We start from the raw sequence: 22,736 nt of genomic DNA, 5'->3' as shown, positions 1-22,736 counted from the left end.
TAATTGAACTTGTGTCTGGTGATAAAAAAGTTTGGAACCAGTAATAAAACTCGTGAACCGCTTTGTCAGTCCCGATGAAATTATATTCATCGGGACTTTCTTTCTGAATGGGGTGATACATATCGAAACAATCGGTAGCAGATTAAAAATGATAAGAAAGCTCAATAAGATCAATCAGGTTGATTTTGCTACTAGAATTGGAATATCTCAGGCTACGCTAAGCGAGCTGGAACTAGATAAATATAAGCCTTCAGTAGACACACTATTAGCAATTGCTGAGGCATTAGATACGAATGTTAAGTGATTGTACGAGGGGGAGAAGCTACGGCGGATAAAGCGTTTGGAATCACGAGTATCAGTGAGAAAGAGGCCGAATTACTTTCGCTTTATGAGAAGTTATCAGCGGATACTGGAAGAACTACCGGAAGAATGGACTGCAAGGTCTCGAATTAGGTGAATATCCGGGTGGCTCCAAGCGACTTTCGGATGAGCAAGAGGAACAGCTAAAGCAAGTCATCGCGGAGAAACGTCCGGCCGATGTCGGCTATGAAGCGAAGTATACCTGGACATTAAAACTCATTCGAGGCTAGATTCTTCGGGAATATGGCGAAGACTACACGCTCAAAGGCGTCTCCAAAATGCTGAATCACGCTGCCTGAGCTCAAAGATCAGTTAGATCAATGAAAAGTGGATCACTTGCTATTTGAAGACGAGTCGGCTATTCGGGCCTATCTAGCCTTACAGTACAATTGGTTTCCGAGAGGACAGCAGCGAAAAATCAAGACGTATGGCCAGCATCAGGGTGCCAAGCTGTTCGCAGTGATCGATTACGAAACCGGCCATGTCCTTCACCGGGAAGAAGAAAAGTTGAATGCGAAAGCGTTCCAACGCTTCTTGACCGACATTTTACAGACGTATTCCGGCAAGGTCGTGGTTGTGCTGGATAATGCCCACATTCATCATGCCGATGAAACTCAGCCTTTTCTCAAGGAATACGCCCGATTGCAACCGCTTACTTCTTCAGGTATAAGATTTTCAGTTCAACTTACATAGTATCAATTATTTCTTATCGACTCATCATACTTGTTATTCACATATATATCTAGTTGGGACATATCCTAAATAAATGATTGTATCCCAAATAGTTCTATGGGAATAAATAGATGATTGGTATAATAGACCTATAATATTAGTTTTGGCCTTGTTATCTGGCTGCAAATAAACAAAAAATGCTGGACTTAGTCCAATTAATGTTGTACAGGAGGAGAAACTTCATGTTTTTAGCGAGAGCTCAAGTGCATTCGTTTAAATCTATTGATGACAGTAGGGAAGTATTGATAGATCCAAATGTTACTATACTTGTTGGCCAAAATGAGTCTGGTAAAACGGCATTTTTACAAGCCCTTCATAAATCTGCCTCTGTAGAAGCGAATATTAGTTTTAATATTACTGAGGATTACCCTCGTAGATATTTAAATGCGTATGAGAAGGAGCATGAAAGTAATCCTGCAGTTGTTACAAGGCTAACATATACTTTGGATTCAAAAGAAATTGAGACTATTAATTCTGACATTGGTTTCGAGTTGCTAAGGGAATTATCTTTTACGCTCAATTATACATACGATGAGGACTACACCATTTCTCTTAATGTACCCGAAGGTTTGTTTTTACAGTATCTTATACAAAACTCTAGAGTTTCAGTTGAAGTTAGAGAAGCTCTTTCTAAGGTAGATACCTTAAAAACACTAATTGAGCAACTGCAATCTCTTGATTTAAATGGGGAAGAAAATGAATTTCTTGAATCAATAAATAAAAAGTTCAATTCAAGTAAAAGTACAAGTTGGAGTAATTTACTAGCATTATATATTTGGAGAATACATTTAAAACCATGTGTACCTCGTTTTCTATATTTTGATGATTATAGGGTGTTACCAGGAAAAATTAATCTTCCAGAGTTACAAAGAAAAGTAGAAGTGAGTAAGAATGATGCTAATATCTTAAAGGATGAGGACAGGACTGCTCTTAGTTTGTTAAAAATGGCAGGAGTTGAACTATCTGAACTTAATAATTCTATAGGGTATGAAAATATTAAAGCTAAACTTGAATCTATTTCAAATTTGATTACTGATACGGTGTTTGAATATTGGAGACAAAATCAAGAATTAGATGTAGAGTTTGATATTCGCCAAGACCCCAAGGATCAAGCTCCATATAATAATGGGAATAACCTATATATTCGGATAAAAAATCGAAGACATCGTGTAACGGTTCCTTTTAATCAAAGGAGTAAAGGATTTATTTGGTTTTTTAGCTTTATTGTTTGGTTTGACAGTATTAAAGAACAAATGGACATTAATAGAGATTTAATTCTATTGCTTGATGAACCTGGTCTGAGTTTACACGCTCTAGCTCAAGCAGATTTCTTAAATTATATTGATGATTTAACAAAGAATCATCAAATTATTTATACCACTCACTCACCTTTTATGGTACCTAGTGACCGTCTACATCAAGTGCGAATGGTAGAAGATAAAATAAAAGAAGGGACGAAGGTTACAAGTAATCTCTCCTCCTCCGACCCCAAGACTTTATTTCCTCTGCAGGCTGCATTAGGTTATACGATTGCTCAAAATCTATTTATTTCGAATAAAAATTTACTTGTTGAAGGCCCAGCTGACCTAGTATATTTAAAGTTTTTCTCAGCATTTCTTGAATCAAAAAACAAAACATATTTATCCTCTGACATTACTATTATTCCAACGGGAGGGCTAGATAAACTTGTAACATTTATTGCGCTTTTGGGGGCAAATGATCTAGAGCTTGCTGTGCTTCATGATTACAGCAACAAACCAGATTCAAGAATCGAAACATTAGTTAAAGACAAAATAATCGCTAATAAATATATTTTAAACTACGCTATGTTTAGAAATTCAAAAGGGGCTAATTTGCAAAGTACTGATGTAGAGGATATGCTTTCTCCCAAACTGTACCTCTACATGTTTAACACTGCATATAGTAAAGAACTTAATGGACAGGAGATACTAGAATCAGATTTGCCTGAAGGAGAAAGAATTGTTGATAGAATTAATAGATATTTGAAAAACAATTCAGTGTTATTAAGGCCTAGTGGTGGTTTTAATCACTATTTAGTTGCTAATCACTTAGCTGCAAAGCCACCTGCTGCTAGTAAAGTTGATTCAAAAACTATCGAGCGATTTGAGAGACTATTTGAGAGAATTAATCAACTATTTGAGATATAAACGAAATAAAATACAGGAAGGTAGAACTTAAATGATTGAGGGATATATTAAATGGTATAACTTTATCAAAAAATATGGATTTATAAAGGTGGATAGTGATGAGGATGATTTATTTTTCCATATGTCAGAATTTCAAGATAGATCTATATCGATTAAAGAAGGACAAAGAGTATTATTTGAGAAAGTATTAGAAGATCGAGGAATTGCTGCAAAAAATATTCGGCATTTGGCCGAAGAAACGAATAAGAATCTGGATGAATTAGATGATAATTCTGACTCAGAAGTAATTATCACACCCGGTAAAAATGCTTTCTTAAATATAAAACACTTTACTGATGAGGAAAAAAAGATAATTAATGGATTAAGTAGATTTTTTTATGTTACAAATGGTGGAGGAACGATATATTTAGGAGTCACTAGCGAGTACCGGTACTTTCTTATAAAGCCAATTAATAAATATCAAGAAATGTTTAATTTGAATCGTGAAATTATAGTTATATTTAGTCCTTATCCTGTCTTCCAACCGAGAACATTAGACGCCATAGATATTGCATTTAAAAAACATACGCGTCTCCGAATTGATAGAATATGTAGTGTTGTGGTAAGTAAGGATACGAGCATTGAAACAAAACTGTATGAGATCTTGAGTAAAGATACAGAAATGCAAATTATTATTCCTTTCTCATATTCTGAACTAACCAATGATTTTAGCGAAGGGTTTATCATTAACAGAATCAAAAAACACTTTTATGAACGTGATCTTTTTGAATTTGAGGCTCCAATAAAAAAACAATTATATTTCTTTGGTAGAACAGATGTTGTACATTCATTATTGAATAGACATCTTTCAGGTGAACACTCGGGTGTATTTGGGTTAAGAAAAACGGGGAAAACTTCTATTTTATATGGAGTTGATAGAGCTTTAAAAAGAGAAAACGGTAAATCAATTTGGATTGATTTTCAGCATCATCACTTTAAACGATGGAATCGTTTATTGTACGCCATCATTTCTACAATAATTAGTGATCACAATATAGATCTAATTCGAAGTGAAGATGACTATAGTGAAGAAAAAGCACCTGGTTTATTTGAGTCTGATATGCTGTATTGTTATAAGTCAACGGGGAAGATATTGATTTTTTTTGATGAAATTGAACACATAACTTTCAGCATCTCTATATCTGATCATTGGAAAGAAGGACGAGACTATATAAAATTCTGGCAAGTTATTAGATCTTGTTCTCAAAAATATCCAGAGCTTTTTACTTACATTATTGCAGGCACAAACCCTAAATGTATAGAAACAACAAGAGTTGCTGGTGTAGATAATCCTATCTATAGCCAATTTGATCCTGAGAGTTACATTAAAGCTTTTGATACTAAAAGTACAAAAGAAATGGTTAATAAGTTAGGCGGATACATGGGTCTTGAGTTCGATGATATTGTTTGCGCGGCACTAACTCAGGATTATGGCGGACATCCATTTCTTATAAGACATGTATGTAAGACAGTTAATCAACTAATAAAAGAAAACCATACACTATCGAAGCCATTAAGGGTAAACAAAACAATTTACGACCAATCTAAAAAGGTATTTGAAGAGAAGTATGCTGAACGATACTATGAAATGATATTAGAAGTATTAAAGGAATTTTATTACGATGAGTATCAAGTATTAGTATATCTAGCTTTGGGTGATTTCGAGAATTTCTCTAAATACGCCCAGCGATCAAATAACTACACTAATCATCTACTTGGTTATGGGATTATTGAGAAAACAGGAGAGTATTATGGTTTCAAAATCGAATCTCTAAAAGAGTACATAATTAAAAGTAACCAATATCAGAAGTTAAATATGAATACCGAAGAAAAGAGAAAAGAAATTGATGAACGGCGCGGAAGAATCGAACCTAAACTAAGACAAATAATATACAATCAGCTTCGTTTTACCTACGGAGAAGCAACAGCTAAAAACAAAGTTCTAAATAACTATAATTATGATCAAGCTAAAAAGGCAAAGTATTCAGTTTATCAATACAAGGAACTATTTGATCCTAAAAAAGTTGTTACTACATTATCAGATTTAAAAAATATTATACTAAATAATTGGGATCCCGGTTTTAAAGGTGTATTTGATACGGACAAAAACAAGTTAAAAAATAGAATGGAAGCAATAATAGAGGTGAGGAACTATTCCTCGCATTCAGCAGATATTTCAGAATCGGAAATGCTAAGTTTTCGAGGGGCAATGTCTTGGATTGAGGAATTAGTTGAGAGTTATTTCGGTATTTGAACTCTGCTCTGAGTCTAATACTTTTTTCATTTGGGTTCTTATTGGTGGAAGTTTAGTCTATCCTGAAATAACTGTATTTCATCATCTGATGGCGTCCGTTAGCGATATAAGCGTCTAAAACTTATTTTTCAATAGCTGACGATTTTCTGACTCGAAAACTGTATTAAATCAATAACTCCAGTCTACAACTTTATTTTCTTCGAATAAATTGAACTTGATAACAAGCAAATAAAAGTCCTTTGCCAGCAATTAAACTCGAATTGAGCAACCAAACTATCAAAGCCGAGGAGATTCAGGATAATTTCCTGACATCTGATCGGCTTTTTCTTTTGTTGCAGGGGATAGGAATTAGGGTAGAGGGGGGAGGAAGATATTGGGTCTTTCTCGAATAATATCTTAAGGATATGACTTTATTTTTGTTACATTACTGTCAATGAAAACAATGAGCTGCATAGAAATTGATAACCAGACTACTTCAAGCGAGCGGAAAGCCGAGCATTTTTCAAAAGGAACCTCTCAAATGTGGACGGACGATTATATATCCCGCCAACTGTTGGCGTCACATTTAGATCCGATGTCGGATGCAGCTTGCAGGAGACCCGAAGTAATCGATTCAACCGTTCAATAGATAGATCATTACTTATGCTGGCAGGATCATGCCAAAGAAATTCTTGACCTGGGGTGCGGGCCTGGGCTATATGCACAGCGATTGGCGAAATTAGGGTATTCTGTAACGGGCAATGATTTTTCAAAATTGTCTATTGAATATGCCAAGCAACAAGCAACCATGGGGAACTTTGCGATTTCTTATGTAAAAGAAGACTATATTTCGTATGACTATCCCAATCCATATGACATCATCGTAATGATTTACTGTGATTTTGGCGTTATCGACGAATCGAGCAGGGATACGTTACTTACGAAGATCTATGCAGCTTTAAAACCTGGAGGAGCATTTGTTTTTGATGTATTTCGCCCGCAAAGGTACATGAACCATAAAGAAACAAAAACATGGAGTATGGCAAACGGAGGGTTCTGGAGGCCCGGTCCCCATTTAGGTTTAAATTCAAGTTATTGGTATGAAGACTCGGGCTTCCATTTAAGTCAATATCATTGTTGATGAAACCAGCCGTTTTGAGGTATATAACATCTGGGATAAAACGTACACAAGGGATGAGATATCCTCCATTTTACTGAAATATGGATTTGTTGACCTGGAGTTTTATAATAACTTCTCCGGCGATCCTTTTACTGAAGATAACGATATGCTTTGTGTCTTGGCAAGAAAGAAGTGAAATATTTTTACTGTTCCTCCAATGGTTATAACGGTTTTACAGGAACACATATTTCGCAAAAATGATGGTTAATCATTTCACCAGTGTATCTTTCTATAATCGGTTTGTTGTCCATTTGATATCCGCTGTTTTGTAAGGCTGGAATAATATCCGCCCATGCTTGTTGAATATCCTCCGTTGTATGTTTGACTTTGAAAACAACATAAACTCCCCCGGTAAATTCACTTTCGCAAATGGAATCATCCATTGGATAATCCTTTGAAATGACGATACATGCATCATATCTACAGTGTTCAGGAAGTGTTGTTTCAGGGTGATCTTGCGGAATGCCGAGTATGATTGACGATTCAGTAAGCAGATTTTTCTCCTCCGCCCATTTTTTTAACTTCTTCATAGCTTGAGTATTGGCAGGTCCATAGGGACCAACTTGCCGCACATAGGCGATGCGATAATTCGGGAGGGTTTCAACTGTAATATTCATGGTTTCGTGTTCCTTTCTCTATTCATATTCAATACATTTCGAATGCTATCATGATATAAAAATAAATACATTCCCTTTTTGAAAAAAAGACAAAATAATTCACTAACTGGATATTATGTGGAATCAATGTAACCCGTTATCGCTCTACATCGTATTACTCCCAAGGAGGCGATGGTGCAATGGAGCTTTATTTTAGAGATAATTTTTTTAATGCGGGTGTTACGGAAATTCTTAATGAACAGGAAGAAAGTATCGGTCAGATCGACTTGAAAAGTGCTTTTGGCTCGGCGATCGATGTATATGGGCACAATGGACAGCTGCTGTACAAGGGGAGTTTTCCGCTTTTTTCAGGCAAATGGGAGGTTACCGATGCCAGCGGGGGACAGGTAGGCGTTTTGCGAAGCAGATTTGCATTGTTCACCAAGAAATTCACATACGAAACCGAAGGACGAGGAAGTTACGAGGTAACCTCTCCGGCATTTTCAAGGGAATATGAGGTGTCCGATGAATCGAAGATTGTGGCCTATTTTAAACAAGTGAATGGTTGGTTTGCTTCAGGCGCTTATGTTCTGAACAATCAGAGCGATCATTTAGATACTTACGAGCTTGTGGCGGTGATTATGGGAATGCATGAAATTCAGAAAAGGCACCGCGATGCGGCCAATAGTGGAACCTAATCGTACTTGGGGCTGAAAAAATAAAAGACCAGGGAACATTTCGATATCTCCTGGTCTTGAATCAACCTTGCCTATGAGGGCCGCTATTTAGTATTAACTCTTTTTTCGCTTAATTTCTTTACGAATTTCTCGATTCGATCGAATCCCTCATTAATATTCTCCACGGAGGTCGCATAGGACAGTCTCACATAGCCTTCGCCCATAGCTCCAAAACAATCTCCAGGGGACACAACGACATGCTGATCCTTGAGGAGCTCGATTGCAAATTGATCTGAGGTTAGGCCCGTTTCTTTAATATTCATGAATACGTAAAATGCGCCCTTCGGCATGAGGCAGGACAAGGTATCGATGCTGTTGATCCGGTCGACCATGATCTTTCTACGCTGTTTATATTGCTCATTCATGTAGGTAAGAGCGTCTTGGGGTCCCGTCAGGGCTTCGATCGCTGCATATTGTGCTGGAGTGTTCACGCATGATAACATGAACTCCTGGATTTTTTGCATTTGAGAGATGACCTGCTCCGGACCCAGACAATACCCAACTCTCCACCCGGTCATGGCGTAGGATTTGGATACGGAATCAACAATAATGGTTCGTTCTTTCATGCCGGGAATACGGGCGATATTGAAAAATGCTTCTTCATCATAGGTAAGATACTTGTACACCTCGTCAAAAATCACATATAAATCATGCTCCATGGCAATCCGCGCGATCATTTCTATCGTTTCCCGGTCAGCCACGGCTCCCGTTGGATTGGATGGCGTATTCAATAGAATGGCTTTGGATTTGGGGGTTATCGCTGCTCTTAAACCTTGTTCCGTAAAGTTGAACCCTTCTTCTTCGTACACCGGAACCGTCACCGGAACGGCATGATTCATTTCGATCATTCCATAATAATTGGTATAGCACGGGTCACTGACGATGACCTCATCTCCGGGATTCGTAAGGACCAGAAGGGACAGGTAAAGCCCCTGCATACCCCCAACGGTAATCATAATTTCATCCAGCGGATTGTAACTGACTTTATCAAAATCTTTAAAATGCGCGCTTACCGCTTCACGTAGAGGAAGAATACCGGAATTGGGCGTGTAATGCGTGTGCCCGTGATCCATCGCTTTTTTTGCAGCGTCAATAATATGCTCTGGAGTATCAAATTCAGGTTCGCCTATGACAAAACTAATCACATTGTCCAAGCCTTGTGCCATATCGTACATTTTTCTGATTTTAGCCGGTTCGATGTTTGCGATCTTTGACGATAATTCTTTCATTCAAAATCTCCTTCCGCCACCCTTTATCTAGGGATTGAAACCGCTCCTTCCACACCTTTTTGCAGGTGACCGTCTAAATATTCGACCCCAATGGAGTCTAAGCCTTCTTTTAGTGCCGCAATCATTTCGTCTTTCTTGTCTGGCAGCATTCCGTGAACGGGGATTACATTGGAGGTATGGAGACCGAAGAAATAGGTATGGTCCAGGTTCAATCCGCTTAACATTTCGATTTCCTCTTCAATATTTTGGCGCAAGGTGTTTTCTATAAAAAGCCCTTCATTGACTTCTTCATCAAGCGGGCTGCCGGGATCCACATGTAAAGTGGCAATAAAGATCAGCTTTGGCTTAACTTCATTTAGCAATTTGCTGTTTGCTATTGCATTTTCACGTGTTTTTTCGCTGCCGGCTCCTCCGATGATAATATTTACACTAAAGTCTATTCCGGCATCGGTTAAACGCTGTAACTGCACTTTCGCTTCATCCACCGTAAACCCTTTATTAAAATGTTCCACGACCTCCGGCATCCCGGATTCCAGGCCAATATTGAGGTCATTAATCTTTAAGGCTCTTAATTCTTTAAGCTCTTCATCGGTTTTATTTATGATGTTATTAACGGAGGCATACATCGCTATGGTCTCCACTTCGGGCAGGATTTCATTTATTTTAACCGCAATCGATTTAAGCCGGTCTGCACTCAGGGCAAAAGGGTCGGCATTGACTAAAAATATACGGTTGACCTCAGGATACATTCGTTTGGCTTCCCATAAATCATGCTCAATTTGTTCCATCGTTTCGACATGAAAAGGAACATCGCTATACATGGTGCAGAAGCTGCACTCATTATGGCTGCATCCTACAGTAACTTGCAATAAGAGCGAGTTCGCTTCAAAAGGCGGACGGTAAACGGGGCCGGTATATTTCATTTTCACTTCTCCTTTTTGTACATAGAGTTTATTTCTATAAGTTTACAGCGGCAAAAATATTTAAGGTAGTACGCACTTTAAAGTACGTATCTCAAGTGAATTGACGGTGTTTAGGTGACAAACAAAATTTTTAATTGGTAAATTTTTAGTCTGGATTTATACTGAAAAAAAGAAGTGCAAAAGAACTATAAGAAATCACGAAACAAGTGATTGACCAAAGGCAAACTCGTTCGAAAGGCGGGGGCGCAAAGCCACGGGTCTTCCGTTATAGAAACTATAACCAGACAGCCGGGTTGCTCAGAGGCTTGTTTTTTTGCGTGTTCTTACAGCAGAAGAAAGGAATGGTTCAACGAAAATGAGACGAATCTTTTGGAGTGTACTTGTGGTCTGGATGCTCGTTGCATTAACAGAAATGGAAACAAGGGGGATGACTGCTAGTGCGGCAGCAGGGCTGAACTACACATGGAAAGACGAGGTGACGAAATTCAAAGTCGGACCTGTCGATTTCGGGGATCTCCAGGATGCTGAACTCGCCGGCCGTTACTTAACTTGGAGTGTAACTCAAGATTACTATGAATCAATTTACGCATTAAATTTGGACAACGGAAACACGCAAAGATTGACTACCGATAAGGCCCACAAATATAACCCGGTTATAGCGGATACCATTCAAGGTCCTATGGTTCTTTGGATTCAGAGTAATGAACTCCAGGGAAGTGATATATGGGGCTACAATTTAAAAAGTAAGGAAAAAAAGAAACTGGTTGATGGCGGGTCGTCCCACCTAACGGAATCCGTCGGTGATGGAAATTATCTGGCATGGGTTAATAATTACGAAATCCATGTTCTTAATTTGACAACCGGAGAGTCGCAGAAGATCGAGGAAGGGAGTAATCCCCAGCTTGGTAAGGGCCGGCTTATCTACCTGTACCATTCTGATGAAATTAGAGCCTATAATCTGGAAACCAAGAGTAAAAATGATTTTTACGGAGCGAGCTTTCCATATGATTATTCGTTCAATGGCAAATACATTTTGCTTAAGACCAAACTCAGGGAAAATCAGGGTTATGTTGAGCTGAACGCAACTACTCCGTCTGAGAAGGGAATCGTCCTGCAAAAAGATTCTCCTTTCAAATTGTCAAAAGTATTCACAGGGTTGTCCTATGGCCTTTGGGTTGAAAAAGGAGAGGGGGATAAAGCGAAGGTAACAGGTGTGGACCTTTTGCATAAGGAGTCCTTTTCGATACCGCTGGAAGCGACATACAATCATGTACTCGGACTCTCCGGCGATACGCTGATTTATTTAAATAAAGGCGGTTTTATCGTCAAAAGAACCATCATTCCTCCGAGTACCCGTGCAGACCGGAATGCAGAACCGATTCATGTCGTTATGGATGGGGTGGAGGTTCCCCTACGTACGGCGCCAATTTCGCTTAATAATAGCACCTATGTCGAGTTTCGTTCCCTGTTCGAGCGGATGGGGTTCGGCATTAAATGGGATAACAAAACGCGCCAGATCATGGGCACCAAGGGAAGCCTGGTAATTAAACTGACTATTGGCAAGAAAGAAATGGTTGTTAATGGAAAAGTTATTAAAACCGATTCTGCGCCGGTTACTCGGAACGGTACAACCTATGTTCCTCTTAGACTTATTGGTGAAGCGGCTGATCGTAAAATAAGCTGGAATGGAGCAAAGCAGACGGTGTACATCAGCCTGAAAGATACCAAGGATACCCTTTATAATGAAGATGGCACCATTCGGTATCATGGCGGACTGGTAGGCGGTATCCGTGAGGGGTATGGAACGCAATACAACGAATACGGACGTGTTTTCTATGAAGGGGAATGGAAGAACGATAAAATGCATGGCGAAGGGAAAATGTACTATCTTTTCGCTGACGAACTGTTTTTCGAAGGAACGATGAGAGATGGAATGCAGGTCGAGGGTACCGAATATTACCCCGGCGGAGGACTTCGGTACAAGGGTTCTTACAATGGAGCGCTGCACTGGGAGGGGCAAGAGGTTGTTCTGAATCGAAGTACAGGCGAATATCTCGTCGTAGAAATAAGACAGGGACGGCGAGAAGGAAAGGCAACCTGGTATTACGCCAATGATGAGGTTAAAATTGAAGGAGATTTCGCGGAAGACCGGTTCATTAACGGCACACTCTATGATCCCGAGGGGAATGTGCTGTACCAAGGCGGATTTGACGAATGGGGTGAACCTTTAAAGGAATAATAACAGTCCTGACGAAGTTATTTTCATCGGGACTGCTGCGAAACTTAATATTAATCCCTCTGAGCCAACCTTCGGGTTGGCTCTTGTGGTCTTTGAAACATTCTTACGGTCAAAGAAACCGGAGTCCGTTCACCATCGCTTGAAGATGATCTTGATCCGCCCAGAGGATGAAGTACGGATAGGTGCTGCCGTTAATGACTACAGGCTGCGGATATACAGCGATGAACGCGGATTGCTGCCGTAACTCCGGCGCTTGATCCGGGGAAGGAAAGATATAGCAGGCTTCCTGACCCTGCACTCGTCCCGGAACGATCCGCGGCGAAGAGCCGTATGGCATTAACCGGTGATACGCTTCAGCGCGGCACAGTTCTGGAAACGGCAGATCGCTGGCTATAGCCGAGATTTGGAAGAAACCGTCGGCGCCCTCGTACCGGGTCTCGCTCACCGCTTGCCACGCGGCAGGATAGGGGAAGCTGACCCGGTACGCTGCACTGCGGAACTGTGCGTAGTTATCCGCTGGAACGGATGCGTAGGACCATTGTACGGAGGTGATGGCGCCTGTTCCGGAAACAACACGGATTGGTGCGGGATGATGGATATCGACGATCCAAATCTCATTGGATAAGCCCGTTCCTCGGCAGCCGGACAAGTAAGCGATGGACTCGCTGCCAGGGGACCAGGTGACGGGGGTGGCAAAGCAATCGGAGACGGCCAGAATTTGCTGGCCCCCACCTTGCGGACGCTCGGTCCGGATGGTGGAGAAGTAGCCTTTGCGTTCGGCGAAATCGGTTGCGCTGTACGCGATGGCGGCGCTGCCCGGAGCCCAGGCCGGGAAATAATTTTTCGCTAATGGCCCGCCAGTGAGCTCGGTTACGTTGCACAATTTAAAAAGGACGTTGTCTGGACGCATGCTCAAGGTCCTGAACAACTTGAAGCAGCACCAGCTTCAATCATGGTCATGACAAGTAGGGGTGAACATTATAGCACTCGGGATCAAGTCCCACGGGCAGGAACGTTCGACCCGACTACCTTAATCCTCAAAGCAAATGCAAAAAGGATTAACCATAAAGAATTGGCTGGCCTCATAATACGGACTGGAAGGATAGTTGAAAGAAGGATTTTTTTTGAAAAAATAGAATTAGTCAATGAAGTATCTATTCATGAGGAGATATGCTATGACCCTAGAAGAAGCTTTTGAAGAAATAAAGTAAGTAGTCGATGTACACAGAGCATTCCTAAACAAAGCACGACCAACTGAGTGGGAAGTTTCAGAAGAACTCCAATTATGGTTAAGGGGTTAGGTGCCTCTCTTGATTGATGCGAGGCTGATTCAGAACGAGTCGATGTATTGCGTAAGAAACAGGTTGGATCTATTGAACTTAAGAACATCAATTTTATGCACCTACTTACAGCCCCCTTTTGCAATAACAACTGGGCTCGAACAAAGGAGTTTGTACGGTTGGGTGAGAGGTACGGGCACCTCGATCTGTTCATGTTTAATTATTTGGACAACAGCACCAGGGGTAATTTGCAGGGAAGCCTATTCAACGATACCGTCATTAAACAACCGAATCCACTGCCGATTTATTCGCTGTTTAATTGTATCACTTCATCTTGCGGCAGCGGTTTTATTTTATCCATTCGCTGTAGTTACAGGATTGACGTTGAGCAAGTCAGAGCTGCTTTTCACGAGGCGGCATGTACGGAATATAAACGAGAGGGGATTAAGTGAGCGATGATGCCTGCAAGCAGACCAACCCCGAATTTGTCTGATGTTTTGGGCAGCAGCCAATGTTGCTTGCCGTTATTTTCGAATAACAGGGATCAAGGCGGACCAAGGGGAGAACAAGCTTATCAGAAAATCCGTTTAGAGAAAAGACAGATCAAAGAAATTACAGAATTCGTTCACAGGCACAAGCTTTGCATGCCTTCTTTTCTAACGGCTATATGGTCCGTACTTCTATCCCATTACGCCAATCAATACGATGTGCCCGTGTTGTATTCCGTGATTTCAGACGAAATCGAGGACGAGTTCCACCGACGCTACCCGCTCCTAATAAACATTCAAAAAGAAGACCATCTTCTCCGGTTGGTACGCAAGGTAAAGATGCAATTGGATGATCGTAAAAGAAGTGGCAGCGCTTGGAGCGAAACGTTGACGCAGCAAACCGAAGGAAGCTCTCCAGCGTTGGGATCCGGGGATTTCTTCAATGTCGGCATCTTAGAGACGCATGGAAGGAGCCGGCTTCCGGGCGCCAAATCGAAGGCGTCAATCTCTCCGTGCGGAATGGATCGGCTGGAGATCGCACTCAGCTATCGTCATAGTCTCAATGAATTGGAATGTGCGGTTCAGTATGATGGCTGGCGTTTCGGCAAAATGCAGATTATTAGGCTCGCTGGGCATTTCCGGGTATTGCTGACGAACGCATTGCATTTACCAGACAAGCCCATACTTTCCCACCCGATGCTGACCGCAAAGGAATGGAAGCAATTCATCCGATGGAATGATACGGACATGACGTATCCCGTGCATAAAACCGTATATCAATTGGTAGAGGAACAGGCAGCCAGAACACCGGAAGCGGTCGCATTGGAGTTTCGTCGGCAGAAGTTGACCTATTCCGAATTAAATTGCAGGGCCAACCGAATCGGCCGGGTTATTTTGGACGCGTATCGGATGGAAGAGCAGGGCGATCTACGGCCCGGCACGTTGATTGCCATCGTCATGGACAGAAGTGCGGATGTGATACCGGCAATGCTAGGAGTAATGAAGACGGGAGGGGCTTACCTCCCGGTCGATCCCCAATATCCCGAGGAGCGCATTCGATTTATTTTGGAAGACGCTCAAGCCAAAATAATAATTACAAATAGCAAATTGGCCGCTAAGCTGAAGCCGTTGACCTCTCAAATCGGCGTGGAAGCGCCGTCTATTATTTCTGTTGATGAATGTCTTGGGCATCCCAATGGTTCCGCTGAAAATTTGAACATTCGGGTTAAGCCGGACGATCTGGCATACGTCATCTATACGTCCGGTTCCACCGGAAAACCGAAGGGTGCGCTCATTGAACACGCCGGACTTGTCGCGTTGATCCCTTACCTTGTCGAGAAGTTTGGCGTAGTTGCGGATACGAGGGTGATGCAGTTCGCTTCCATCAGCTTTGACGCGTCGGTTTACGAATGGATTGGAACGCTAACGGTCGGAGGGACTCTTGTTGTCCTATCGGAAGAGGAGCTGCCTCCCTATGCCGATATTTCGGATGTACTCGAAGAAAAAAATATTCACATTGCCATGCTGCCGCCGTCCGTCTTGAGAGCGATGAATAAGCGGGACTTGCCCGGCTTGCGAACAATCGTATCGGGCGGGGAGGCTTGTACGCCGGATATCGTGAAGTATTGGGGAAAAGATCGGTTATTCATGAACGCCTACGGCCCGACCGAAGTGACCGTTCTTTGTTCCGCCGCTCCATGCCGACCGGGAAGAAAAATTACGATCGGCCGGCCCGTTTATAACAAGCGGCTTTTTGTATTGAATCCGTTCGGCAATCCTGTTCCGGTTGGCGTTCCCGGCGAACTGTGGGTTGGCGGCGTCGGGCTTGCCAGAGGATACCTGAACCGTGAAGAGTTGACCAAAGAACGCTTCATACACAAAGAGATTGTTATGGGCGATGAGTATTATCTACAGATCGGAAGGCTATATAAAACCGGAGATATGGTGAAATGGACAACGGGCGGGGAATTGGAGTTTATTGGACGCTGCGACGATCAGATCAAGATTAGAGGCTATCGCATTGAGTTGGGGGAAATCGAACATCGGCTCCGCGAATATCCCGGTATCAGTCAATGTCTGGTCCGGGCATGGCAAGACGGGAATTATCAGAAATTGTCGGCTTACTATATCTCCGGCAAAAAGCTAAAAGAGGCCGATCTGACGCAATACTTGACATCCGTTTTACCGGCCTATATGATTCCGTCCTACTTTTGCCGTCTGGACGCGTTTCCTCTGAATACAAACGGCAAAGTGGACCGGTCGGCGCTCCCCCATCCTAACGAGGCTTTGATTCCCTCTTCAGAAGAGGCGGCGGAAGCGGGCGAACACGAAATGGAAAGGCGGCTGCTGCGGATTTGGCGCCACCTGTTAAAACGGGAAAGTATCAGCGTCAACGATCATTTTTATGCCGTCGGAGGAGATTCGATCCTCGCTATTCAAACGATATCCATGGCCAGGGATCAGGGTATTATTGTTACTCCCAGACAAGTTGGGGAGCATCCGACTGTGAAGGATTTGGCCACCGTGGCCGCTTGGGTAGACGGCGAGAAGCAGACGGATCGTGCCGTCGACTTAGCGGGCGAATTTGGGCTGACGCCGATCCAACACTGGTTTTTCAAGCAGCGGTTCGAAGAGCCGAACTATTTCAACCAATCCCAAATGATTTTGCTCAACCATTGCGACCCTGCGAAACTGGAGGTTGCCTTGAACCGATTGGTCCGGCTGCATCCGGAGCTTGCGGCGGAAATCATAACGCGTGACCATACGTATGTGCAGCGCTACCGTATGGATACCGTCGCTCGGCTTGCCTCTTACACCATCCAACAGACAGATTGCCCGGATTTGGAAATTTCAGGTATTTGCGAGAAGTGGCATAGCCAACTGAATTATGAGTCGGGAACCATGATTCGTGCCGGTGTGATCGAAGGACACCCCGACGGCAAAGCCCGTCTGTTTATTACGGTTCATCATCTGGTCATGGATGGGGTCTCCTGGAGAGTTTTGCTTCAAGAATTGTATCACTTGTATCACGGCGCCGAGCTGCCTCCGGTTCCAAGCCCGTACAAAAAGTGGCAGGCCGCGATGATGGATTATGCAAAGAAAGAGGATATTCTTGATCATTTGAACTATTGGACCGAAGTGCAGACCCGATCCTCCGCGTTCCTATTACCCGTGGACCATTGCGCGGATAACAGAAGCAGCGCCGAGTCTTCAGAGTTTGTCGCAACGATGTCGCCAAGCGAAACGCAACGGCTGCTGCAACAGTGCGCCCATACTTACCATACGCAGATCAACGATCTGCTGCTCACCGCTTGGTCGCTGACTCTGTCCACCTGGTCCGGGCAGGAAACGGTAGCTTTCCGGCTGGAGGGTCATGGACGTGAACACTGCGTATCCGACATGAATCTGACCAGGACCATCGGTTGGTTCACCTCGATGTTTCCCGTATGTATCCGGGTTTCAGCCAACCGTTCTTTAGGAGAGACGATCAAATCCGTCAAAGAGCAGCTGCGCCGTATTCCTCATCGGGGCATATCCTATGGGGCCCTGCGGTACTGCCATCCGGATCAGGCGATCCGAACCGCATTGACAGCTTCCGAACCGCAGGCGCTGTTCAACTATTTGGGTCAGTTCGATCATGCCGAAACAGGGGAGGAGAACGAATGGCTAAGTTTCACGAGCGATGCGGCACAAGATCGTAGTTCACCGCGGAACCACGGAACAAGTCTTTTGGAACTCAACAGCTCCATCGTTCACGGCCAGCTGCATTTGTTCATGAAATATAGCAGACGTCATTACGAAGAAGCGACCATTGCCCGCTTGACGGAATCCTTCGTCTCCCGCCTGCTTTCCATTATCGAACACTGCAGACGGAAGGAACACGAAGAGTTTACACCAAGCGATTTTCCATGGGTTTCCCTTGAACAAAATTCGCTGGATCGGATCGTAAATACATACCATGCGCAATATGGCCTGGATAAAATCATGCCGCTCAGTCCGCTGCAGGAAGGTCTTATCTTCCATTATTTGGATCACCCATCCTCCGATCAATACTTCGTACAGGTCAGCTGGAAATATGAAGGGAGGCTGGATGTAACCCGTTACCGGGAATCGTGGCAGCGTATCATTGCCGAAAATGATTGTTTACGGACGTGTTACGTTTGGGAAGAGTTGGACGAGCCGGTACAGTGTGTTGTTCAAGACGCGGAAGTGGATTGGACGGTGTTGAATATCAGCTCACGACCTCCAGATCGGCGTAAAGAGTACCTCGAACGGTGGCTAACGCTGGATCGTGACCGGCGCTTCGACCTGCGCCGCCCTGCATACCGCCTTGCGCTGATTCGGAGCGCTTCAGAGGAATGGACTGTTGTCTGGAGTTACCACCATATTTTGTTGGACGGATGGAGCCTTCCGCTGCTGCTCAATCGGGTTCACGAAATATATGAGTGCGGCTTGCAAAGCATGATGCCTCATCGCGGTCCGTCCCTCTCCTTCGAAACTTACATTCGATGGCTGAAGGTTAAGGATCGGACGGAAGCCGAGTCATTCTGGAAAGCTTATTTGGCTGACGTTACCGAGCCGACCCGGCTGCCGATGGAGAAAAGAAGCATACGATTTGATGCGCACCAACCAATCCACAAGCAGCAGACCGAAACGCTTCATATTGATTCAAACTTTACCGGGCGCATGGCGGCATTTGTGCAGCAAACGCAAATATCACTGAATACCTTGGTCCAGTTCGCTTGGGGAAAAGTATTGCAAGTGTATCATGATGTGGATGTAACCGTATTCGGTATGGTCGTATCCGGCAGAGGGTCCGACCTTGCAAAAGCGGACCGCATCACCGGGTTGCTGATTAATACGCTTCCCTTGGTTATGCATTGGAATACGGAACAAACCATTGCCGACTATGTAAAAGAGCTTCATCAAACCATTCAAAAGCTAAACGATTACTGCTACGTCAGCCTGAGCGAATTGAAAAACTGGAGTTCCTTACACGGCCATGCGCTGTTTCACTGCATCGTCGCATTCGAGAATTATTTGAATGACTATCGGCAGCCGGCAAATGAACTGAAAATGTCAGCGATGGAGGAACACGAGAAAACGAATTACCCGCTGACGATCACCATCGCCAACGACGGAGATCGGATCGTGATCAAGCTCATTTATGATGCCGATCGGCTGAATCAAGAAACGGTTCGCCGGTTTTCGGAGCATCTGCGCATTGTTTTGCAATTTTCGGTGGAATATCCGGATAGCGTAGTTGGAGACATTGGTTTATTAGCCAAAGACGAATATGATCGGATCGTCTACGATTGGAACAATACGTTCACAGAGTACCCAAGAGAGAGTTCTATTCCTGAGCTGTTCAGGGAACAGGTCCGGCTCCGACCTTCCCAACCGGCGGTGGTCACATACGACCGGGTCATTTCTTACCGTATGCTAAACCAAATGTCCCAGCACGTTGCGAACTTGCTGGCGGAAGATGCACAGGTTCGTGAGAAGTTCATCGGCGTGTGCTTGCCGCGCTCTTTTGCGTTTGTCGTTTCAATCTTGGGGATCTTGAAAGCGGGATGTGCCTATGTTCCAATCGATCCCGATTTCCCGGCAGAAAGAACGCGCGAAATGATCCGGGACGCCGGACTGGATACGATCATCACTTCACGTGTTGGAGCGGAAAGCATTGCGGAAGCCTGTCAAGGAATCCGCTTAAACCTGATCTGCACCGATGATTTCGATAAGGTTCAACATAAGGGGGATGAAGAGGAGGGGGCCGATACTGCCGCCGCTTGCGATCTTGCCTATCTTATGTATACATCCGGTTCGACGGGCAAACCGAAAGGTGTCATGGTAGAGCACCGCAGCATCGTCCGCCTGGTGAAAAATACCAATTATTTCCCGTTTTCCCCGGACATCAAGCTGCTCTATACCGGTTCGCCTGTTTTTGACGCTTCCACGTTTGAAATTTGGGGAACGCTGCTGAACGGGGGCCGTCTGTTTGTTGTTTCAAAAGACGATCTTATGAACGTCCGCCTACTAGAGCAGCGAATAAAAGCATGGGGCATTAATGCGTTATGGCTTAGCGCCGCATTATGCAATCAATGGATTGAAGAAAACGAAACAATGTTCGTCGGACTCCAAAGGCTGCTCGTAGGCGGAGAAGTTTTATCGCCAAAGACTATAAACCGTATCAGACTGGCTTATCCGACACTTTCAATCCTCAACGTATACGGTCCAACGGAGAACACCTCCTTTTCGACGAGCTACCCGATCGAACGGGCCTTTGAACGCGATATCCCAATCGGTAAACCGGTGAGTAATACGACCTGCTATATTCTGGACAAACAAGGCCGTGTTCAGCCTGTCGGAGCAGCCGGGGAAATATACGTGGGTGGGGACGGCGTCGCCCGGGGATATTGGAGGCAAAGCCAGTTGACACGGAATGCATTTGTTCCGAATCCGTACACTTCTATCGAAGATCGCGAAAGAGGAAGAAATTTGGTTCTGTACCGGACAGGAGATAGAGCGAGATGGCTTCCAGACGGTAACATCGAATACATCGGACGGAACGACGACCAGTTGAAGCTTCGCGGCTTTCGGATTGAACCCGGAGAAGTCCAGTTCCGTCTTAGCTGCTATCCCAACGTCAAAGAATGCCTGGTAGTCGCCCGTGAGTTCCATGGAGACATGCGGTTGATCGCTTATTATACGTCCGAACAGGATGAGTGGGGAGATCAGCTTCAAGCCTTTATGGCCGAAGTCCTTCCTTCTTATATGCTTCCTTTTCGTTACGTTCGGCTAGATTCGTTTCCGTTAACGGTTAACGGGAAAATCGACCGGAAAAGACTTCCTCTGCCGGAAGTCGGCTGCCGTGAAAAAGAAGCCGACCTCGGTTTCAAAACCGAGCTAGAACAAATGATGGGAGAAATCTGGTGCAGTGTACTGAAGCTTGAGCACGTCAGCAAGGATGAAGATTTTCACGCGTTGGGGGGGCACTCGCTTCATGCGCTGCGCATAGCCAGCTTGTTGCAAAAGAACGGTTATCCGGTTACGGTCAACCAAATATTCCGGGAACTGACTATTGAACGTTTGGCCCGCTCCTTGAGCGGAAGGCCTTCGGATGCGGCTTCCGCCGCTTGGCCGGTAACGGAAATTCCATCGAGGCATGCGTACCCAAATGACGGATTTCCGCTGTCAGCTGTGCAAAGACGGTTTTTTAAAAGAGACTTGACGAACTTCAACATGTTTAATGTGCCTTACCTGGCTTTGCTCAAGCAACGCATTTCGGAGCAAGCGATGAACCATGCGCTGCAGATTCTAATCAATAAACATCCGGCGTTACGGTTGACATTTGCCAAACTCGATAACGGGGAATGGTATCAATATGAGCAGGAAATCGAAGTGGAACGGACTTTTACTTACGTGGATCTTCGAGAGGCCGCGGCGCCCCATGACACCTTCATATCGGATTACTGTTCGAACCTTCAGCATGGATTTGACATCGGGGTCGGCCCTTTATGGAAAGCCGTGTTGTTTGACCGCTATTGCGGCGGAAGTCAGCAGGTACTGCTGCTCTTGTTCCATCATTTGATTTTTGACGGTATGTCGATGAACATCTTTCTCGATGAATTAAGACATTTTCTCATATCGGAAATTGGGACCGATGAGGCGTTGGACAGGGAAGCGGGAAGCAGTTACCGGGATTGGTGTCTGGCGCTAACGCAATACGCGGCAGAAGGTATTTCGTCCAAGGCGTCAGACTACTGGAGGAACGTTGTAGAAGGGGGCAAGTCTCTGCAGGTCGACAGGAAATCGGAGGAATGGCCCGTTCATCGTCATATGGCAACGATAACGTATGATTTGCTTGAAGGCGAGGAGCATATAAGCTTATTGAAAGCATTGGCCGGACAGCGGCAAACCACACCGCTCGGAATCGTGTTAACGGCATTGTCCCGGGCTTGTTTCAACTTGAAAAAGCAGTCGGACCTACTGCTGCATCTGATGTCATATCAACGCGAGTCCTTTTTGCCGAACATCGCGATTTACCGTACGATCGGTTTTTTTGCCGGGGCTTATCCTGTACGAATACGAATCCGGGAAGAAGAGTTCGCGGAGAATAACGGGACTCTGCTGGAGCACATCAAGCAGACGCTGCAAAATGTCCCCTTGGAAGGAATGGACTACTTTACTTTGCGGCATATGCTTCCGGATCTTCATCTGGAAGCGGAACCGTTGGTTGATGTAAGTCACATGCTGTTTCACTACCAATCGGAGGAAACGGCTTGGCAATCCGACGATTTCTACGAGCCTTTAACCATTCCTTGCGGAAATACCAATGCGCCGAACAACCCTTCTGCTTACTGGTTAAACATGACGGCTTGCTTGAAGCGAGACAGCCTAAATTTGACTTGCTATTATAGTTCGCTGCACTATGAAGAACAGACCATCGTCAGGCTGGTACGTCTGTTTTCCGAACATCTACGCCACTGCGTCAGTATGCGCACACGCCCACAATTACAGTAGAAGGGAGTT

Annotated in this window: 12 protein-coding genes and 1 riboswitch; of the genes, 8 read left to right on the top strand and 4 right to left on the bottom strand. The window is 44.2% G+C overall.

All coding sequences use genetic code 11. The features are described from left to right. Window positions 1-31 precede the first annotated feature (31 nt). From PDUR_RS23020 to PDUR_RS28345, 5 genes are all read left to right on the top strand, one after another. Complete coding sequence (locus tag PDUR_RS23020) at window positions 32-304, top strand: helix-turn-helix domain-containing protein (RefSeq protein ID WP_042208355.1); 273 nt, start codon at window positions 32-34, stop codon at window positions 302-304. Between the two features lie 392 nt (window positions 305-696). Continuing rightward, window positions 697-1,053, top strand: a complete 357-nt coding sequence (locus PDUR_RS23015; RefSeq protein ID WP_052410364.1) for a transposase — start codon at window positions 697-699, stop codon at window positions 1,051-1,053. Between the two features lie 221 nt (window positions 1,054-1,274). Further along, on the top strand, window positions 1,275-3,260 hold the full coding sequence (locus PDUR_RS23010) for an AAA family ATPase (RefSeq protein WP_042208354.1): 1,986 nt from the start codon (window positions 1,275-1,277) through the stop codon (window positions 3,258-3,260). Window positions 3,261-3,291: 31 nt separating this feature from the next. After that, window positions 3,292-5,553: a cold shock domain-containing protein gene (locus PDUR_RS23000; protein WP_052410363.1), complete on the top strand. Its 2,262-nt coding sequence runs from the start codon at window positions 3,292-3,294 to the stop codon at window positions 5,551-5,553. A 628-nt stretch (window positions 5,554-6,181) separates the two neighbouring features. Further along, window positions 6,182-6,673: a class I SAM-dependent methyltransferase gene (locus PDUR_RS28345; RefSeq protein ID WP_081949628.1), complete on the top strand. Its 492-nt coding sequence runs from the start codon at window positions 6,182-6,184 to the stop codon at window positions 6,671-6,673. Window positions 6,674-6,873: 200 nt separating this feature from the next. Here the strand turns inward: PDUR_RS28345 and PDUR_RS22995 are convergent, their stop codons facing one another. Beyond that, a complete protein-coding gene (locus tag PDUR_RS22995; RefSeq protein ID WP_042208353.1) occupies window positions 6,874-7,329 on the bottom strand; it encodes an AraC family transcriptional regulator in 456 nt (151 codons plus the stop codon). A gap of 179 nt (window positions 7,330-7,508) precedes the next feature. Here PDUR_RS22995 and PDUR_RS22990 point away from each other — a divergent pair, with 179 nt between their 5' ends. Continuing rightward, on the top strand, window positions 7,509-8,006 hold the full coding sequence (locus tag PDUR_RS22990; protein WP_042208352.1) for a hypothetical protein: 498 nt from the start codon (window positions 7,509-7,511) through the stop codon (window positions 8,004-8,006). Between the two features lie 83 nt (window positions 8,007-8,089). Here PDUR_RS22990 and PDUR_RS22985 read toward each other — a convergent pair whose 3' ends face one another. Further along, on the bottom strand, window positions 8,090-9,274 hold the full coding sequence (locus PDUR_RS22985) for a pyridoxal phosphate-dependent aminotransferase (RefSeq protein ID WP_042208351.1): 1,185 nt from the start codon (window positions 9,272-9,274) through the stop codon (window positions 8,090-8,092). A 23-nt stretch (window positions 9,275-9,297) separates the two neighbouring features. Continuing rightward, window positions 9,298-10,197 (bottom strand): radical SAM protein, encoded by a 900-nt coding sequence (locus tag PDUR_RS22980; RefSeq protein ID WP_042208350.1) that lies wholly within the window; start codon window positions 10,195-10,197, stop codon window positions 9,298-9,300. 209 nt (window positions 10,198-10,406) lie between these two features. Next, window positions 10,407-10,498: riboswitch (cyclic di-GMP riboswitch) on the top strand. 126 nt (window positions 10,499-10,624) lie between these two features. On the opposite strand from PDUR_RS22980, the gene PDUR_RS22975 reads away from it, so the two are divergent. Continuing rightward, window positions 10,625-12,436, top strand: a complete 1,812-nt coding sequence (locus PDUR_RS22975; protein WP_042208349.1) for a copper amine oxidase N-terminal domain-containing protein — start codon at window positions 10,625-10,627, stop codon at window positions 12,434-12,436. Between the two features lie 109 nt (window positions 12,437-12,545). Here PDUR_RS22975 and PDUR_RS22970 read toward each other — a convergent pair whose 3' ends face one another. Next, window positions 12,546-13,346, bottom strand: a complete 801-nt coding sequence (locus PDUR_RS22970) for a TolB-like translocation protein (RefSeq protein WP_052410362.1) — start codon at window positions 13,344-13,346, stop codon at window positions 12,546-12,548. Window positions 13,347-14,591: 1,245 nt separating this feature from the next. Between PDUR_RS22970 and PDUR_RS22960 the strand changes: the two genes are divergently transcribed. Continuing rightward, on the top strand, window positions 14,592-22,727 hold the full coding sequence (locus PDUR_RS22960) for a non-ribosomal peptide synthetase (protein WP_233277424.1): 8,136 nt from the start codon (window positions 14,592-14,594) through the stop codon (window positions 22,725-22,727). The last annotated feature ends 9 nt before the right edge of the window (window positions 22,728-22,736 follow it).

This window comes from Paenibacillus durus, from assembly GCF_000756615.1.
Taxonomy (GTDB): Bacteria; Bacillota; Bacilli; order Paenibacillales; family Paenibacillaceae; genus Paenibacillus_AQ; species Paenibacillus_AQ durus.
Note: the sequence above shows the minus strand (reverse complement) of the source record. Positions and strands in the feature narration are given on the sequence as shown.

Coding starts and splice junctions, on each gene's coding strand:
- PDUR_RS23010 (WP_042208354.1), top strand. CDS start 1,275: ATGTTTTTAGCGAGAGCTCAAGTGCATTCGTTTAAATCTATTGATGAC.
- PDUR_RS23000 (WP_052410363.1), top strand. CDS start 3,292: ATGATTGAGGGATATATTAAATGGTATAACTTTATCAAAAAATATGGA.
- PDUR_RS22995 (WP_042208353.1), bottom strand. CDS start 7,329: ATGAATATTACAGTTGAAACCCTCCCGAATTATCGCATCGCCTATGTG.
- PDUR_RS22990 (WP_042208352.1), top strand. CDS start 7,509: ATGGAGCTTTATTTTAGAGATAATTTTTTTAATGCGGGTGTTACGGAA.
- PDUR_RS22985 (WP_042208351.1), bottom strand. CDS start 9,274: ATGAAAGAATTATCGTCAAAGATCGCAAACATCGAACCGGCTAAAATC.
- PDUR_RS22980 (WP_042208350.1), bottom strand. CDS start 10,197: ATGAAATATACCGGCCCCGTTTACCGTCCGCCTTTTGAAGCGAACTCG.
- PDUR_RS22975 (WP_042208349.1), top strand. CDS start 10,625: ATGACTGCTAGTGCGGCAGCAGGGCTGAACTACACATGGAAAGACGAG.
- PDUR_RS22970 (WP_052410362.1), bottom strand. CDS start 13,346: ATGCGTCCAGACAACGTCCTTTTTAAATTGTGCAACGTAACCGAGCTC.